Annotated in this window: 16 protein-coding genes; 8 read left to right on the top strand and 8 right to left on the bottom strand. The window is 66.2% G+C overall.

Annotation, left to right across the window (positions count from 1 at the left end; genetic code table 11):
* Positions 1–86: 86 nt before the first annotated feature.
* On the top strand, positions 87–2,480 hold the full coding sequence (locus ASD35_RS03030; RefSeq protein WP_056873448.1) for a S9 family peptidase: 2,394 nt from the start codon (positions 87–89) through the stop codon (positions 2,478–2,480).
* Positions 2,481–2,493: 13 nt separating this feature from the next.
* Here the strand turns inward: ASD35_RS03030 and ASD35_RS03025 are convergent, their stop codons facing one another.
* The 4 genes from ASD35_RS03025 to ASD35_RS27890 form a co-directional block, all read right to left on the bottom strand.
* Positions 2,494–4,326, bottom strand: a complete 1,833-nt coding sequence (locus ASD35_RS03025; RefSeq protein ID WP_056873447.1) for an ABC transporter ATP-binding protein — start codon at positions 4,324–4,326, stop codon at positions 2,494–2,496.
* A gap of 22 nt (positions 4,327–4,348) precedes the next feature.
* Positions 4,349–6,139, bottom strand: coding sequence for an asparagine synthase-related protein (locus tag ASD35_RS03020; protein WP_056873446.1), 1,791 nt, complete (start codon positions 6,137–6,139; stop codon positions 4,349–4,351).
* Positions 6,140–6,148: 9 nt separating this feature from the next.
* The gene (locus ASD35_RS03015; protein ID WP_157275339.1) at positions 6,149–6,868 is read right to left on the bottom strand and encodes a lasso peptide biosynthesis B2 protein; all 720 of its coding nucleotides are present in this window, start codon (positions 6,866–6,868) and stop codon (positions 6,149–6,151) included.
* 234 nt (positions 6,869–7,102) lie between these two features.
* Positions 7,103–7,237 (bottom strand): rubrivinodin family lasso peptide, encoded by a 135-nt coding sequence (locus ASD35_RS27890; RefSeq protein ID WP_235538219.1) that lies wholly within the window; start codon positions 7,235–7,237, stop codon positions 7,103–7,105.
* A gap of 405 nt (positions 7,238–7,642) precedes the next feature.
* Between ASD35_RS27890 and ASD35_RS03010 the strand changes: the two genes are divergently transcribed.
* Positions 7,643–8,689, top strand: coding sequence for a hypothetical protein (locus ASD35_RS03010; protein WP_200956002.1), 1,047 nt, complete (start codon positions 7,643–7,645; stop codon positions 8,687–8,689).
* On the opposite strand, the gene ASD35_RS26400 is transcribed toward ASD35_RS03010, so the two are convergent.
* Both ASD35_RS26400 and ASD35_RS03005 read right to left on the bottom strand, forming a co-directional pair.
* Positions 8,641–8,859 (bottom strand): AlpA family transcriptional regulator, encoded by a 219-nt coding sequence (locus ASD35_RS26400; RefSeq protein WP_082579863.1) that lies wholly within the window; start codon positions 8,857–8,859, stop codon positions 8,641–8,643. The two genes, ASD35_RS03010 and ASD35_RS26400, sit on opposite strands and share 49 nt — an antisense overlap.
* 522 nt (positions 8,860–9,381) lie before the next feature.
* A complete protein-coding gene (locus ASD35_RS03005) occupies positions 9,382–9,702 on the bottom strand; it encodes a DUF2917 domain-containing protein (protein WP_162254415.1) in 321 nt (106 codons plus the stop codon).
* A 183-nt stretch (positions 9,703–9,885) separates the two neighbouring features.
* Here ASD35_RS03005 and ASD35_RS03000 point away from each other — a divergent pair, with 183 nt between their 5' ends.
* A complete protein-coding gene (locus tag ASD35_RS03000) occupies positions 9,886–10,743 on the top strand; it encodes a CmcJ/NvfI family oxidoreductase (protein ID WP_082579862.1) in 858 nt (285 codons plus the stop codon).
* A gap of 22 nt (positions 10,744–10,765) precedes the next feature.
* Complete coding sequence (locus tag ASD35_RS02995; protein ID WP_056873442.1) at positions 10,766–11,350, top strand: 2-hydroxychromene-2-carboxylate isomerase; 585 nt, start codon at positions 10,766–10,768, stop codon at positions 11,348–11,350.
* 19 nt (positions 11,351–11,369) lie between these two features.
* Here the strand turns inward: ASD35_RS02995 and ASD35_RS02990 are convergent, their stop codons facing one another.
* Positions 11,370–12,302 (bottom strand): LysR substrate-binding domain-containing protein, encoded by a 933-nt coding sequence (locus tag ASD35_RS02990; protein WP_056873441.1) that lies wholly within the window; start codon positions 12,300–12,302, stop codon positions 11,370–11,372.
* 83 nt (positions 12,303–12,385) lie between these two features.
* Between ASD35_RS02990 and ASD35_RS02985 the strand changes: the two genes are divergently transcribed.
* The 4 genes from ASD35_RS02985 (at position 12,386) to ASD35_RS02975 (ending at position 14,715) form a co-directional block, all read left to right on the top strand.
* Positions 12,386–13,639 (top strand): MFS transporter, encoded by a 1,254-nt coding sequence (locus ASD35_RS02985; protein WP_056873440.1) that lies wholly within the window; start codon positions 12,386–12,388, stop codon positions 13,637–13,639.
* Positions 13,636–13,776 (top strand): hypothetical protein, encoded by a 141-nt coding sequence (locus tag ASD35_RS26965; RefSeq protein WP_157275338.1) that lies wholly within the window; start codon positions 13,636–13,638, stop codon positions 13,774–13,776. The genes ASD35_RS02985 and ASD35_RS26965 overlap by 4 nt, the downstream gene beginning before the upstream one ends.
* Positions 13,777–13,910: 134 nt before the next feature.
* A complete protein-coding gene (locus ASD35_RS02980; RefSeq protein ID WP_056873439.1) occupies positions 13,911–14,192 on the top strand; it encodes an antibiotic biosynthesis monooxygenase in 282 nt (93 codons plus the stop codon).
* Positions 14,193–14,232: 40 nt separating this feature from the next.
* Positions 14,233–14,715 (top strand): cupin domain-containing protein, encoded by a 483-nt coding sequence (locus ASD35_RS02975; RefSeq protein ID WP_056873438.1) that lies wholly within the window; start codon positions 14,233–14,235, stop codon positions 14,713–14,715.
* Positions 14,716–15,034: 319 nt separating this feature from the next.
* Here the strand turns inward: ASD35_RS02975 and ASD35_RS02970 are convergent, their stop codons facing one another.
* A complete protein-coding gene (locus ASD35_RS02970) occupies positions 15,035–16,198 on the bottom strand; it encodes a CynX/NimT family MFS transporter (RefSeq protein ID WP_162254414.1) in 1,164 nt (387 codons plus the stop codon).
* Positions 16,199–16,211 lie beyond the last annotated feature (13 nt).

Raw genomic sequence — 16,211 nt, 5'->3', positions numbered from 1 at the left:
GCCACCAACGCTTGCCGCGGCCGTCTCCTACGGCGCGCTTTCCCAGACTGATCTTCGGGCTCGGGCCTCGCTCCCGGGACTGCACCATGCTGCCTGAACCATCCACATTTCTCGCCCGGACCGGCCTCGTGCCCGTCCTGCGGCAACTGGCTTTGACCCTTCTTCTGCTGGCTTGGGGGTCCAGCGTGCTCGCGGACGCCCCCGTCGGACCGACCGTCAGGGACGTCATCGAGTTCACCCGGATCATCCAGCCGGTCGGACACGATGACGAAACGCTGCGGACCCAGGTCTCGCCGGATGGCGAACGTGCGTTCATCGTCACGCGCCGGGCCGACGTGGCGACCGACACCAACTGGTTCGAGATCCTGCTGCTCGACGTGAGTCCCGGCAACCTCGCCGCGTCGCGGCCCGCGGCGCCTGTGCGGCTGCTGGCCGTCAAGGCGCAAAAGGACGAAAACGACGCCTACCCGGCAGTGCAGGACGTTCGTTGGCATGGCGACCGGGTTCTCGTGTTCCGCGCACGGATGAACGATGAGCCCTATCAGGCCTACCGGCTCGACCTGCCGACCCGCCAGGTCACGCAACTGACGTTCGCGGCTTTCGGGGTGGCCGCCTTCGACCTCACGGATGACCTGCGGCGCGTCGTCTATGTCGCGCCGGTGCCCAATCCCGCCATGCCGCCCGGTGCGCGCAGCGTCGTGGTCGGGACGAACTCGTTCTGGAGCGTCCACTTCGGCCAGAACGACCTGCGCAAGCAGCAGCGGCGCTACCAGTACTTCGTGGCGGAGACCGCCTCGGGGACTGGGGCGCGAGCGCTCGGCGAGCCGTTCGCCGAGTCCAGCCTGGGCTTGCCCAGCGCCAGCATTTCTCCGGACGGCCGGTGGCTGCTGCTGCCACGGTACGAGCCGCAGCGGCAGCTCGCCTGGGCGAAGCAGTACCCCTACGTCGCCGACATGATGGCGAAATACGGGCCGTCGCTGCGCATGGATCCGCTCGGGTACTTCTCGCGACCTTCGAGCTACGTGACACGACGGCTGGTGGCCTATGACCTGGTTGACGGTCGAGAGCGGGCGGTGGTCGACGCGCCCGATGACTCCATGCAGGATAACCAGCGGCGCTCCGACCGCCTGTGGCAGGACGGCGGGCGGTCTGTCGTCATCGCCGGCACGTTCCTGCCGGTGCGGGAAGGTGACGCAGGCGCTGATTCGGCCTCGCACATCATCGAGTACTGGCCTGAATCCGGCCGGTGGAAGGATCTCGCCGTGCTTGAGACGCGCCTGAAGGCGGTCAATCGCATCGCTGGCAAGTCTGGCGCCTTTGTCGTGAAGGACGGGGAGCGGCGCCGGACCTTCGTGCGCAGCGCGGATGGCGCCTGGCTTGAGATCGTCGAGGAAGGCAAGGCAGAGGCGGGCCAGGCCGCGTCCGCTGGCGCATGGCGCCTGCGGGTCGAGCAGGCGCTGAACCAGCCGCCGGACATCGTCGCCGCGGGCCCGGCGGGGGCGGTGGTTCGCCTCACGACGCTCAACCCGCAGTACTCGATCGAACAGTGGGGCAGCATGCGTGAGTACGGGTGGACGGATGCCAAGGGCAGGCCGTGGAAGGGCGGCTTGATGGTTCCGACGAATTTCAATCCGCGAGTTCGGCGTCCTCTGGTGATCCAGGCCTACGGCTTCTCGCCCACGCGCTTCTACCGCGACGGCTCGAACGTCTATGACGGCTTCACGAGCGGCTTTGCGGGACGAGCCTTCCTGCGCGAGAGCATCCTCGTGCTGGCCCTTCCCTTGGGTCCATCGGCTGGCGGTCCGACCGATGAGCGGGGCCGTCGGATCGCTTTTGCCGACGGCGTGCGCGCAGCCATCGAGGCGCTGGTCGCGGACGGCCTGGTCGACCGGGAAAAGGTGGGCATCATGGGCTGGAGCGCCACCGGTGAGTCGGTACTGAACCTGGTGACTTTCTCCGACGTGCCCATCCGTGCCGCCACGCTGCTCGACGGTGACGCGAATACGCTGTTCTCCCTTGCGATCACCTACTCGGTCGTCGATGGGACCCTGGTGCACAAGGAGCGTGCGAATGAGGGTGGCCCGTACGGCGCATCTCGCATGCGCTGGGTGGCCAACGATCCGTCGCTTCACACCGACTGCATCCGGGCGGCGATGCGGATCGAGACCTACGGCAACGAGGTGCACAACAACTGGGATGTGTATGCGCTGCTGCGCCGGCAGTACAAACCGGTCGAGATGGTCATGATCCCCGAAGGCGCGCATGCGCTGTCCCGACCCAGCGAGCGCATGATCTCGCTGCAAGGGAATGTGGATTGGTATCGCTTCTGGCTCAAGGGCGAGAAGAGGACGGAGGTCCTCATCCCGACGGAGACCGAGGCGAGCCTGAGGCAGCAGTACGAGCGGTGGGACCAGATGGTGGTGCTGAAGCAGGCGGATGACGCCCGGCCGGCATGTGCCCGCGCCGCTGAATTCCGGTAGGTCCGCGACATGGTCATCCGCGCTCGCCGGGCCGAATGCCCGCCTTCTGCGCCCGCCACATGGCGGCGTAGACGCCGTCCCTGGCCAGCAGCGTCTCGTGGTCACCTTGCTCGATGACCATGCCACTGCCGACCACCGCGATGAGGTCGGCATCCTGGATGGCGGACAGTCGGTGGGCGATGGTGATGGTGGTGCGACCCACAGATATCTCTCGCAGGTTGCGCAGGATCGCCCGCTCGGTCGGGCCGTCCAGCATCGAGGTTGCCTCGTCGAACACGAAGATATCCGGATCCCTCAGGATCGCCCGCGCAATGGCGATGCGCTGGCGTTCGCCGCCCGATAGCTTCAGACCGCGTTCGCCGATCGGCGTGCCGTAGCCGTGGGGAAGGGTTGCAACGAAGTCGTGCAGCCCTGCAAGGCGTGCGGCGCGCTCGATTTCCCCTGGCGTCGCGTCGTCCTTGCCGAGCCCGATGTTCGCGGCGAGCGTCGTGTTGAAGAGAACGACGTCCTGCGGCACGACCGCGATCAAGGAGCGGAGGGCGTCGATCGGCAAGGTGTCGATGGCGACACCGTCCAGCAGGATGCTGCCGGCATCCGGCTCGCGCAGCCGCAGCAGCAGCCTCACCAGTGATGACTTGCCGCAGCCGCTGGCGCCCACGATGGCCGTCGAGCGACCCGGCGGCACTTCCAGGCTGAAATTGCTCAGTACGGGAGTGCCCGCGTCGAAGGCCAGGCGCACGCCGCGGATGCTGACATGAGGCGGTGGCCGGCGCCCCAGGCGCAGCACGGGGTCGCCGGGCGGCGGCGCGGCGCCAGAGCCGATCAGGGTCGCGCGCTCGCCCTCGCGTGATGTCTCCGGGGCCGTGTCGAACACGCCCAGCAGAGGACGGACGAACGCCAGGCCCTGGAACACGTCGCGCACGGCGCTGCTCAAAGCCTCAAGGGGACGAATGACCTGAAGCATGTAGACGTTGGCCAGCACGAAGCCGCCAACGGTCAGCGTGCCGTTCGCCGCACCCTGTGTCGCCAGCGCAAGTGACGCGGCCATCGACAGCACAAACACGGCGGCGATCGAAAGCCCGAGTCGGAGGCGCCGACGCTGCAACTCCGACCAGCAGCGCACAAGTGCGAAGCACGACAGCTCGAAACCATGGAGCGTTCGTCGCTCCGCGCCGAAGCACTTGATCGGCTCGAAGTTGATGAGACCGTCGGTGAGCCTCGCGTGGACATCGCTGCCCGCGTCCGCGACGGCCTGCGCCGTTGCAGCCATGCCCGAGGTGCCCCAGGCCATGACCGCGAAATAGGCGAGGGCGGTCGCTGCGAATGTCGCCGTCAGCGCAGGCTGTCCGAGCGACATCAGCACGACGATCACGGTGGCCGCTTCGACCAGCACCGGGACGATGCTGTTGACGGCGTGGAACATGATGATCTGGTAGCCGGAGATGCCTTGCTGCAATGCGTGGATCACCGCACCAGTGCGTTTGTTCAGGTGGAATGCCAGCGGCAGATCCAGCAGGTGCTTGAAGTAGCGCTGGCGCAGCCCGGCGTAGAGGTGCTGCTCGGCGCCGCTCATCAGCCAGGGCCGAATCTCCGTCAGAAGCCGGCCCAGGCCGAGGCAGCCGATGTACACAACGCCGAACATGGCCAGCGACGCGACCGGGCGCGGCTTCGTCGCGGCCCTCGCTGCGGCGTCGACCATCTCCTTCAGCGCCAGAGGCGCCAAGCCCGCCAGCGCGCCGGTCGAAATCGCCAGCAGGTTCGCCGCGCACACGCGCCAGGCGACGGTTCGGCCGGCACCGTCGGTCAGCACATGGAGGGCGGCCACCAGCTCGCGAAACGTCGACATGCCGTCTACAGGGTGCGGCCTGCTATCGGGTCCAGCGCGTCAACCATGCCTCCACCGCCGCCAAAGCATGGATCTGGCTGACGGCGCCTGCAAGCGCCGTGGGCCTGCCGGACAGCAGCTCCTCGAGCCGGGCGCGCTCGATCATGGCGCGGCGACTGAGCTCGCCGTCGAGCAGCAGGCAGCGCACCCGCTCGATGTTGGCGTCCAGCACCGCCTTGATGTGCTCCTCCATCCCGCCTTTGGAGCGCCGGTTGGTGATCTGGGGCGGGAGATCGGCCGCGAACGCCCGCCTTGCCAGGGCGCGACCGCGGCCGCCCTGCGTCAGCACATAGGTTGGCAGGCGAAGGCACAGCTCCACCAGCGGCTGCGAGAAGAGCGGATTGACCAGTTCCGGCGCGCAGGACTGCTCGAACGGGTCGTAGTACCCGAGGGGGTACATCAGCGCGATGGCCTGCATGTACTTGCCCAGCGGCAGGGCGTCCGCTTCGCAAAGTGCGGGATGGGTGAAGCGGCGCGCTTCGATCCTTTGCCGCTGGAGGGCTGGTGCGAGCAGGCCTTCAAAGCTCCCCGGGGTCCTGGCGGCAAGGTCCGGCCGGACGCGCTCCCTGAGCGCCAGCGCAGCGGTGCGCCAGACCGACAGTCTGCCGAGACGGGCGGCGTCCATTGCCGCCGCCGGGAAACCGGCATCGATGCCCCTGTCATGCAGGTAGTCGGCAGCCGGCCACCAGCGCGGGTATTCATAGAAAAGCGGATCACCGCCGGCGCCGGTGAACATCGCCGGCGCCGCGTACGCGCTGGCCAGTCTGGCGTCCGTGGCGGCATTCATCCAGCCGACGTAGGGGATCGGTGCCGGCATGCGCGCCGCCTGAAGGACTTGCTCGATACGGAAGCCCGCGTCGCGCTCGCGCTCCAGCAGGTCCCGACCGGCACGTGCGGCGGCCAGTCGTGCATACGTCCGCTCGTCGCTGTCGGCACCGGGGGAGTGGTAGTTGACGCCGATCACGTCGGCGAGCGTGCTGCCTGGGCCGAGGCAGCTCAGGACGATGGAGGAGTCGACGCCGCCGGACAGCCGCAGCAGCAAGGTGTCGTAGCAGGCCGCCCAGGCGCGGGTGCAGGCCTGCACGGTTGCCCGGAGCCGACAAGTGGCTTCCTCGGCATGGCACGGCTCCGGTGAGCGTGCGACATCGATTGCGCTCCACAAGACGGCTGCGCGACCGGCGTGCAATTCGACCAGCTCGCCCGGGAGCACCTGGGACACGCCGTCCAGTGCGGTTTCCCGCCCGCTGAGGACGCCGAGGCGCAACTGGGCGGTCAACGCGTCCCAGTTCACAGCGAAGGGTTTCGCGTCGCCCAGCATCTCCAGAGCGTCCTCGAGCCAGGAGAAGACGATTTCGACCCCTTCATGTCGAGTTCGGAAGCAGGGCAGCGTGCCACTGGGATCGCGAAGCACGAAGGCGCCGGACGTCGCCTGCACGAAGGCGACATAGCGTCCCCAGAAATCGGTGACGAGGCTGCTGGCACCGCTGTCGACGATGCCGGCAGCCTCCCGGTCGTTGAGGCGCACGTGACGCGCGGGAGGCGCGTCAAGCTCGCGGCGGCGAAACAGCTTGCCCAGCACGACACCCGCGCCCCCGGGCAGCGGGTGCGCCTCGTTGATGCCGGTTCTGGAGCCGGTCGTGAAAACGTGCAGCCCCGGGCGAACGAGGGCGCCGTCCCAAGCTGGGCGTGACTGCCAGCTCATGCTGAGCTGGCGCGCCGCCGCGGTGCAGACCGGCTGCGACTCGTCCCATGAAATGGCGATGTAGCGGAACATGGCGATCGGCTACACGACGAGGATGGGGCGGAAGCCGCGAACGTACTCGTGTTGATCGTTCAGGACCGTGCGGCCGCTTTGGACCCATGCGTGCGCGCCGAAAGGGCAGGTCTTGACCCCGACCACCCATCGCGAGGGCAGGTCTTGCGTGGCGAGGAAGCAGACGAGGGTCAGCGAGTCGTGCAGGCATCTCTCGCGTGCCGTGAAGACCAGTGGCCGCAGCGTCTCGTAGACGGCGGTGGCCACCCTGATGGCTTCGAGCGACGGCGGCGTCGGCGCCGTGAGCCGCTCCCGGCGTGCGGCGACCTTCAGGGCGATGTCGTACAGGGTGCGGCTGCGGAGCCACCAGGCCGTGAGAGCCGCGCTCTTGAGGAAATGGGCGACGTGCCTCGCGCCAATATCGGCATTTGGATTTGCGTCCACGAGGTCGAGCGACGCCGTCGCTTCCTCCGCAGCGGGAGCGGGCGGCAGACCGAATGCTTTGTCGGTGAGCAGCCCTTGAGAGATGAGCTGCCGGGTGAACTCGCCGACTGGGGCCGGCGATGCATCGTTGGGCGGCAGGCTGGTCGGCCAGCCCTGCACGAGGGCGGCCAACGCCGTCGAAGCCTGCCTTCCGATGCCGAGATACCGGTTGCGCCGCAAGTCCAGCAGGATGGTCTGGCCGTCGGCGTTGCAGGCCCGGACATGGCAGGCCAATCTCAGAGTCGGACTCGAGGGGGCAGGTTGCATCAAGACTCCTCAGCGTTCTGGCTTGTTGCGGGCAAGTACTCGCCAGCGCTTTTGGCGCGTCCCGATACAGGTCGACTGATCAGTGCCGGACGCGCCCGGAATCGAATGCAAGGACGTGGACGCAGGGCGATTGCGGTGCGGTGTGGGCGCGTTCGTTGAGCTGCGGTGCGCCGTACGTCCTTGCGGGGAAGCATCAAAGCGCGCGCCGGAGTGGGTGGCGCGCGCGGAGCTCGCTCAGTCCTGCAGCTTGTGCGGGACCTGCGGGTTGTCTTCCGAGTTGACCTGGTTGGGGATGCCCATGGTCAGCTCCTTGGCGTCGCCCAGTTCGACGACTTGCAGGTCCAGTTCGGGTTGGAAAGTCTTGTCCATGATGGACTCCTTCAGTTGAGGTTGCGAATGCCCTTGGCCTTCTGGACTTCGGGCGGCCTCAAGGTAGTCCGCGGCGCCCGGTCGGTCGATGGGATGGAGGCGATCCCTTTCGGCGTTCGGTCGACCTTCGGATGGGTTTCACCTGCGCGTGGCCAGGCGGACCGGCCTGGGACGGCCTGGGACAACGAAGGTCTACTTGTTCGGCTGCGTGGCCGGCGGAGGCTCTCTGGGGTTGTTTTCCCGAACCGAACGTTCGAGCGGATATTGATGAATTGGGGATGAGGGAATCCAGGGCGCAATCGTCATTGCTTCATGTGCAGTGCGACCACCACCGGAAAAGGGCCGGATCCCAAGGCCAGGACCTGGAGCTTGTGCTGGCAGGCCGCGGTCGGACGGGACTTCCTCGTGCAACCGTCACTCGCTGGCCGAATCCGAAACCGGCTCATCGGTGCGCATCAGCGCTCGGGCAGGGTGCTCATCGACTTCCTGCTCATGCCCACCGAGATACACGCGATCGCACAGATCCGCTCGGACGACGCGGTGGGCGGGGTGGCACGCGCTTTCGGGAACGTCCTGTCGCGTTGGGTTCGCGAAGCGCAGCCGGTTCGCAGTCCGGTGCTTGCCGGCCCGTTCCGGGCGCTGCCCATCGAATCCGTTGAAGCGCTGCGCCACGAGCTGCGCATGCTCGCATGGCGACCGGTGCTGCAAAAGTTGTGCGCGACGCCGACGCACCACCCTAACGGTGGTTTGAGGGTGGCGCTCGGGTTGACGCCGTCGAAGGGGTTTGATACTCGACCGATGCTGAGTCACTTCGGACAACCGGTGCCCGCGGCGCGCGCCGCCTTGAGGCAGTGGATAGCGAAGCGCCCGTCTGACGAGGATTGGCGTGCCTGGGAGCTTGTCCGGGGGCTCGAGCTGGCCACCGGCGGCGTGGGCCCTCAGCCGACAATGGCGAAGGCCGTAGAGGGCGCTGCGGCGGCATTGATCGCTGCCGGTGGCAGCTACGACATCGGCGGGGCTCTTGTGCTCCTGGAGGCGTGGGTGGCAGCAAGGATTCACCCTTCAGGACCGCTTGAACTTCGGGCTGGTTCAAGCGCACTCGCGGCGCGTGGACGGGCATTGGTAGCCTGCCTCGCTGTCACTCACGGGCTCTGTTCGGCTGCGTCGGTAGCCCGCCACTTCGAACGGGCGAAGGCCACGCTCAGCGAACAGATGGCGGCCTGCCGATCCCGTTCCGCAGATCGGATCATCATTGCCACCCCGCTGCGCCGCATCCTTGAGGAGTCCGCTTCGCTGCGTGGCATGGGGGGTGGAACTCACCGCAGCGGCTCTGCGTCGATCACCAAAGGCGACGTTGGCGCGTGCGCGCCTGAGCGGGGAGCGGCCCATCTGATGGATGGAAATCAATGCGTCGATGGCCTGGCGTCGATCCATTCGTCGATGTCGTTCTGACGCCAGGCCACCGCCCTGGCCCCAATCCGAACTTGCCCAGGGAATTCCTTGTTGGCGATCATCCGGTAGATCGTCGAACGGCCCAGCCCTGTTCTGCGCAAAACGACGGGCAGGCGCAGGAACGCCGGAAGCGGCAACTCGGGATTGGCGGTTTGGTCTGCTGCTTGCATGAGACGCTCCTGGGCCTGATGGTCCCAATCTACGCGTAAGGTGCTGCGTCGACCTCGATGAAATCGCAGGGGAATCAAGCGCGACGCAGGCGTCGAACGGGATCGCCTGGTTGACGGTATGGAGCTAGATAGCAATGCTTCGGACTTGATGGCAATGTGTCAGACCGCGGGGGGAGCGGAAGGCCAACGCTTGACGTCAAAGTTTCGATTCGCCGCCAAACCCCTGCGCTGTTGACCCCGCCCGGCTGCCGAGCCAGGCGACGGCTTTGCAGCGGCTGCCGTCCTCCGCGGCAAGTTGCCAGGCTCATCCTCCGGGACGCGAAGCCGCCATCGGCTCAACTGAAGACGCGGTGGCAGCCATGACCGCCGTCGACGGCAAAGCAGCCTTCCCGGGCCACCGGTCCGTCCGTCAACCCGGCGTGAATGTCTACAGCTCGAAGGGGCGAACTGGTGCTCTCGCACGGAAGTGCCCAGCCACCCAACTTGGAATTGCTGCGACAAGCAGTCGCTGGCCGGTGACCTCTACTTGATCTCACCAGCGGTCTCGACGGGACTAACCGCTGCTGACGTCACGGCCGTCGTCATGCCCTGCAAGTCAGCGAGGTGTTCGCGCTTCTCGGTAATCCCAAGCCTGCAGCGCGGCATGCCGGTGACGAGGGCAGCATCGGCCTTGGAGACGCGCGTCACATCGCCCGGCGAAAGAATCTGATCGGAGAGGCAGCCATCCCGCGTCAACCACGCCGTGCCTGCCAGGCACATGACCCACACGTCTCTTGAAGCGGTGATGCAGTAGGACTTCGCAAAATCGACATGCACGACCGTGGGGCTCCAGGGCTTTCTCATCCACATCATGCCTGCACCGCCTCATCGAAAGGGTGGGCTCATTCAAGCGTTCACCGCGCCCGTCATCAAACGAATTCCCTGCCGCACGACATTCCTGTTGCGCATGCGGAGGAACCGGAAAGTCGATTGAGGTCGGTGCCTCGACTGGGTTCAATGGTTCCGTGTTCAAAAGCCGGAACCCCTATGACGTCGCAACTTGCCAGGCCGGATATCCGGGCGGGCCTGAACTACCTGAAACCCACCGCTGAACGTCCCTACAGCTATGTCTGCGAACCACCGGCAGGCACGCCCTGGGAGAACTGCGGGTACGACCTGCACGAGACGCTTATCGCGGATGCCCGCAAGGCCAGCGAGAGACCTTGCCTTGAACGTGAAGGCTTCGCGCTGTGGGATGCGCCCACCACGGTTGTCGACTTCCTCGATGAGGCTGCGGTCCAGGCGGTCTACTATCAGGAGGCCATCGAGCTGGCGCTCGCCGCCACCGGGGCACGCCACGCTCATGTCTTCGATCACCTGATTCGTCGACGCGAAGCGGGCCGCAGCGCCTTGAGCTTTGGCCGCAGCTCAAGTGCCGGCATGGCCGCCGCCAACGGCCGCATCCACAACGATTACACCGAGGCCTCGGGTCGCAGGCGATTGGCCCTGGTCATTGGCGATGCGCACGCGGCTGCCCGTGTCGGGCGCTACGGCATCGTCAACATCTGGCGCTCCATCAAGGGGCCGGTGCTGGACACGCCACTCGCGGTCTGCGATGCCCGCACGGTCAGCGCCGCGGACCTCGTCGAGAGCGAGGTTCGATACCCCCGCCGCACCGGGGAAATCTATCTCGCGAAGCATTCACAGCGGCATCGCTGGTCCTACTTTCCGGAGATGGATCGTCACGAGGCGCTGGTGTTCAAGCAGTACGACTCCCGGCTCAGCGGTGTGGCCCGTTTCACCTTGCACTCGGCCTTCGACCTGCCCGAGATTCCGCCCGACGCCCCGCTTCGCGAGAGCATCGAGTTGCGCTGCCTGGTCGTCCATGAGAGCGAAGAGCAATGAATGAGCACGCCAACCCCCAGTCATCGAGTTCTGGTTCGAGTTCGCGAGCAACTACAGCTATCTGAGCGTGATGCGTATCGAGGCGGCAGCTGACCGGCTGGGCGTGAAAATCCACTGGCGGCCCTTTCTGCTGGGCCCCATCTTTCGCAGCCTGGGCTGGAGCAACTCGCCCTTCGTGCTGCAAAAGGCCAAGGGCGACTATGTCTGGCAGGACATGGCGCGGGAGTGCGAGAAGTACCGCCTGCCTTGGACTCGGCCCTCGACCTTCCCTCGCGCCTCTGTGCTGTCTCTGCGCGTCGCTCTGGTGGGCGCCCAACAGGACTGGATGGGCGCCTATTGCCGGCGGGTAATGTCACTCAACTTCGCGCAGGACAGCGAAATCGATTCCCGTGATGTGCTGGCGGAGGTGCTCACGCAGCTCGGCCTGCCGGCCCACGCAATCCTTGATGAGGCAGTGTCCGATGCGAACAAGCTGCGGCTGCGCCAGCAAACCGAGGCCGCAGCGAACCGGGGTGTGTTCGGCGCGCCCACATTCTTCGTCGGCGACGAGATGTTCTGGGGCAACGACCGCCTTGATGATGCGCTGGCTCGCTGCACGCAGGCCTGAGTGGCTGAAAGCTGAAAGGCTACGCGGCGCCGGACTCGGCGAGCTCGCGGGAGCTCTGTGCTTCGCTCACGATCCACTCCGCCACCCGGCGTACATCGGCCCGCGGGTGCTCGCTGGCGGCGATGAGCCAATAGGCATGCGTCATCTCGGCGCCGTGCCTGGGCGGGGCCAGCAACACCAGCCTGCCCGCATCCAGCAGGGGCTGGATCAGCTCCAGCCGCCCCAATGCCACGCCCTGCGCATCGAGGGCTGCCTGGATCACCTGATCATACTGATTGAAGTGAAGCACACCCCGGTGCTTCACATCAGCCCAGCCGCGCGCGCTGAGCCAGTCCCCCCATTGCAGCCAGGGATGCAGCGGGTTGTCGAATTCGAGCAGCGACAGCTTGGCCAGGGCTTGCGCCGAGCGCAAGGACTTGAGGCCCAGGGAGGGATGCGCCACCGGTGCGACGGATTCGCCGAACAGGCGGACGGCCCCCTCGGGCGCCAAGGCCGCCGTGGTGTAGCGAATGGCCAGGTCTACGCCTTCGGCGCGCAGATCGGCGACCCGGTTGTTCGCCGAGACACGCAGGTCCACGCCCGGATGGCGCTTCTGAAAGCGGCTCAGCCGCGGCAGCAGCCACAAGCCGGTGACGCCAATGGTCGCGCTCAACATGACCGGCTTGAGCACGCCGGTCTTGTGGATCTCGCCGACCACATCCTGCAGCTGCTGCACGGCGCCATCGGCACTTCGGAACAAGCGCTCACCCTCGGGCGTGAAGGCGATGGAGCGGTAGCTGCGGACCAGCAGCTTGACGCCCAACTGCTCCTCCAGGGCGTTGATCTGGCGGCTGACCGCCGATTGCGTGAGGCACAGGTCCTGCGACGCGAGCGTGATGCTCATGCGCCGCCCGACCGCGACAAAACCGCGAATCAGGTCCAGAAACGACAGGCGAACGAGCGGGAGTGACATTCCTGCGGCGCATGTGGTGCGGCGAGAAGATCGATTGAAGCACAGGCCCGCAAATCCTGTAATGGCCGCAAAAGGGAGATCCCATGCAAACCGATTCCTCGCCCTCGCAATCAACAAGTCTGCCTGCCCCCTGGTGGCAGCAAGCCTGGGTTCTGGTCCTGGCCGGCGGCATTGTCATGGGCCTGGCGCTGGGTGTGCGCCATGTGCAGGGCCTGTTCCTGTTACCCGTAACCCTGGACCGGGGCTGGTCGCGCGAGACCTTCGGGTTCGCCATGGCGATTCAGAACCTGAGCTGGGGCATCGCGCAGCCCTTCACCGGCATGGTCGCCGACCGCTTCGGCTCCGCCAAGGTCATCGCCGGAGGGCTGCTGTTCTACGCCGTGGGTCTGTTCCTCATGTTGCATGCGGACACGCCGGCGGGCTTTGTCTGGGCTGCTGGCGTATGCATTGGCATCGGCTTGTCCGGCACGACCTTCGGCGCGGTGTACGGCGCCATCAGCCGGCTGGTGGCGCCCGAGCGGCGCAGCTGGGCCCTCGGCCTGTCAGGGGCCATCGGCGGCCTCGTGCAGTTCGCCCTGGTGCCGGCCGCGCAGCAACTCCTGAGCGCATGGAGCTGGCCCGGCGCCTTGTCCGCCTTGGCCCTTGCCATGCTGCTCGTGATGCCGCTCGCCTTCCCCTTGCGCAGTGAGAGCGCGGTATCGATGACCACCGAGGCTGAGCAGCTATTGCCCGCCGCGCTGAAGGAGGCATTCAGCCATTCGGGCTTCTGGATGCTCAACTTGGGTTTCCTGGCCTGCGGATTCCAGCTCGCTTTCATCGCCACGCATCTGCCCGCCTATCTGCTGGACAAAGGCATGGCGCCTGCCCATGCCGTCACTGCCTTGGCGATCATTGCGCTGGCGAACGTGCTAGGCACCTACTGCTTCGGGCTCCTTGGTGCGCGCCATCGCAGAAAGCACCTGTTGGCCGGCATTTACCTGCTGCGCGCGGCGGCGATGGCGCTGTTCGTGCTCCTGCCGCTGAGCCCCATCAGTCTGTATCTGTTTGCCGGAGTGATGGGCTTCCTCTGGCTGGGCACGGCGCCGCTGACCAACGGCCTGGTCTCGCAGGTCTTCGGCCTGCGCTACATCACCACGCTGTTCGGTTTCGTCTTCTTCGGCCACCAGTTGGGATCGTTTCTTGGCGTCTGGATGGGCAGCTATCTGTTCGAGCAGACCCAGTCCTACGACTTGATATGGATGTGCGCGATGGCGCTGGGCGTGCTTGCTGCGGCGCTCCACTGGCCCATCGACGACCACGAGATCGCGCGACCGGCTCTGAGCAGGATGCCGGCATGAAGCGCCTCACCGTCGGGTTCTGGCGATGCGCGTTGCCGGCGCTGTTGCTGTTGGCGGCCGGCGCCCTGATTTTTCGCGAATGGCTGGCGCCCGAGCACGTCGCAGCGTGGTTGCAGCTCCTTCCGCTGTGTTCCTGAACCTCATGAGCGCTGAGCAAAGAAGCAAGTTTCTTGGCCTATGGCTGCAAACGGGCAGCGGCCCGGCCGCGAGCCCGACGGCACGAAGATCTGTGTTGCCTGACCCTCGCCCCACTGAGAAACATCGGGCACCCATGGACCACGTACTCATCGTTCATGCCGTCAAGGACTTTCCCATCTGGAAGCAGGTCCTCGACGAGGCCGCGGGCATCCGCAAGGAGGCCGGAGAGCAGAGCTATCACTTGCTGCACGACGAGTTCGATCGCAGTCGTGTCGCTCACTTTTCCAGGTGGACCTCGCTCGCGCAGGCCAAAGCCTTCTTTGAGGCCGACCGCTTGGTGGAGATCCGTCGTCTGGCGGGCGTCGATGCGCCGGAGTTCAACTATTTGCACAACATGGAGCAGGGCACGCTCTGACCCATCCAGTCGATCAGAACCGGCAGCAATAGGACAGCCCATGAACCAAGACAAGCAGCCCATCGCCATCCACGCTCACCAGGCTGCGGCACGAAGCAAGCCAAGCAACTACCCCGAGCCCTTTGCTTCGCGAATGTCGGGCCGGCTGGTACGACCGCTGGGCGATGTTTTCGGCCTGTCGAATTTCGGCGTCAACTGGGTTGCGCTGGCTCCAGGCGCCGTGTCGGCGCTGCGGCATGCGCACCTGCGGCAGGACGAGTTTGTCTTCGTCCTGGCCGGGGCTCCGACGCTTGTCACAGACGCGGGAGAAACCGTGCTCGCGCCCGGGATGTGTGCGGGGTTCCGCGCGGGCAGCGGGGATGCCCACATGCTGGTCAACCGCAGCGATCACGAGTGTCTCTATCTTGTGGTCGGTGACAGAACTGCAGGGGATCAAGCCAACTACCCGGACGACGACATCGCTGCGCGCCTTGGTGAAGACGGCAGATGGCTCTTCACGCACAAGGACGGCGAGCTCTACTGAATGACTGGATCGCGCGGTTGCAGAGCAGCCGTTCGCCAGTGTCGTCAAATGGCCGGGACCGTGCGCTCGGCCGAGCGCCAAGTAGCTGCCTCACTAAGGACGCGCTGATTAATGGCCAAGTTGCGCGGTCAGCGACCGGCACGTCGCGTCGCGTTGTGCAGACCTTCCCTGACCGCGCTGGCATCTGACAACGATCAGTCTTGCCGCTTCAGTCGTCGACCTCCCCGGCTCGCAGCACATCGACTGGCGAGTGTTCTCTTGAAAACAGCTCACGCCATCTCGACCATCGTGGCGAATGTCAAGACCGCCGAGCCCAGCGCTAGCGTTTTCCGCCGACGGCTGCAGCCATCGCTGTTGCGCAAAACGAAGCGACGAGAAGGGCCACTGCCGGCCAACTCCAGCGCGCTTGCGCCGCTCCGGCCAATGCCGGACCAAGCACCAAGCCTAGACTGTTGCCCTGCATCATGATTCCGGTTGTTGCACCCGCAAGCTCAGGCCGCGGGGCTCGCAGAGGCACCTGGGCAAACAGCGCTGGGGGAATCAGCGCCGACAGCACGCAGAAGACCAGGCACAGCGCGTACCGAAGCACCACACCGGAATTGATCATCAGCACGCCCGTGGTGCAGATTGCGGTCAACAAGAAGGCAGCACGGACCAAGCGCTGGGCGCACACCCCACGTGCGAGCAGCCAAGCTCCAAGCAGGTTGCCTGCTGCGCCTGCCAAGACAGCCCAGCCCGCCAAGCGGCTGGCGTGCGAGGGGTCTTGTACACCTGCCTGCATTAGCAACACGGGCAGAAAGCCGGCCAGCGAAAAATAAGTGGCGCTGAACAGGAAGAAGAGGACTCCGAGCAGGCGCGGCCCGCTTGCGTGAACCACCTCGAGCAACGCCGCGGCAGGAAATCGGTGCCGTTCACGCTGCGGCTCGCGCGGTGCCCAGATCAGCAATAGCACGGCCCATGCAAACGCGAGGAGGGCGCTCGCCCACCACAGCGCTTGCCACCCGTGCGTCAGCAATAGCGGTGCGCCCGCCAGGGCAACGCACAATCCTACCGGCATGAAAGTGCTCCAGGCCGCAAGTGCCGGGGCTCTCGTATCTCTGGGCATTGCGGTCGCAATGAGCGCGGGTACTGCCACCGTGGTGGCCTGGAAGCCCAAGCCCTCGAAGACGCGCGCGGCGAACACCACCGGCAGGTAAGGGAAGAGGGCGGCGCCCGCGGCCGCGGTGCCCTGCAGCATCAGGCCGGCGATCGCCACCCTCTTGGCGCCCAGGCGATCCGCCGCGCCGCCGACACCGACGCCAATCAGCGCACCGACGATGCCGATGGCCGACAGCAGCCACGAAGCTGCGTGGAGCGACAGCCCCAGCGTCCGGCGCATCTCCTCCATGGCGGCTGGCGCCTTGCCCACCTGCACTGCAGACACGATGCCGGCTCCAATGAGTAGCAGCGCTGCAGGCCAGCCTGTCAAAGTCTTTCGGTCCATTGCGCAGCTCACC

The organism is Pelomonas sp. Root1444, assembly GCF_001426885.1.
In the GTDB taxonomy this organism is placed as follows: domain Bacteria; phylum Pseudomonadota; class Gammaproteobacteria; order Burkholderiales; family Burkholderiaceae_C; genus Pelomonas.
The sequence above is the reverse complement of the archived record's forward strand: the minus strand, read 5'-3'. Positions and strand labels throughout refer to the sequence as shown.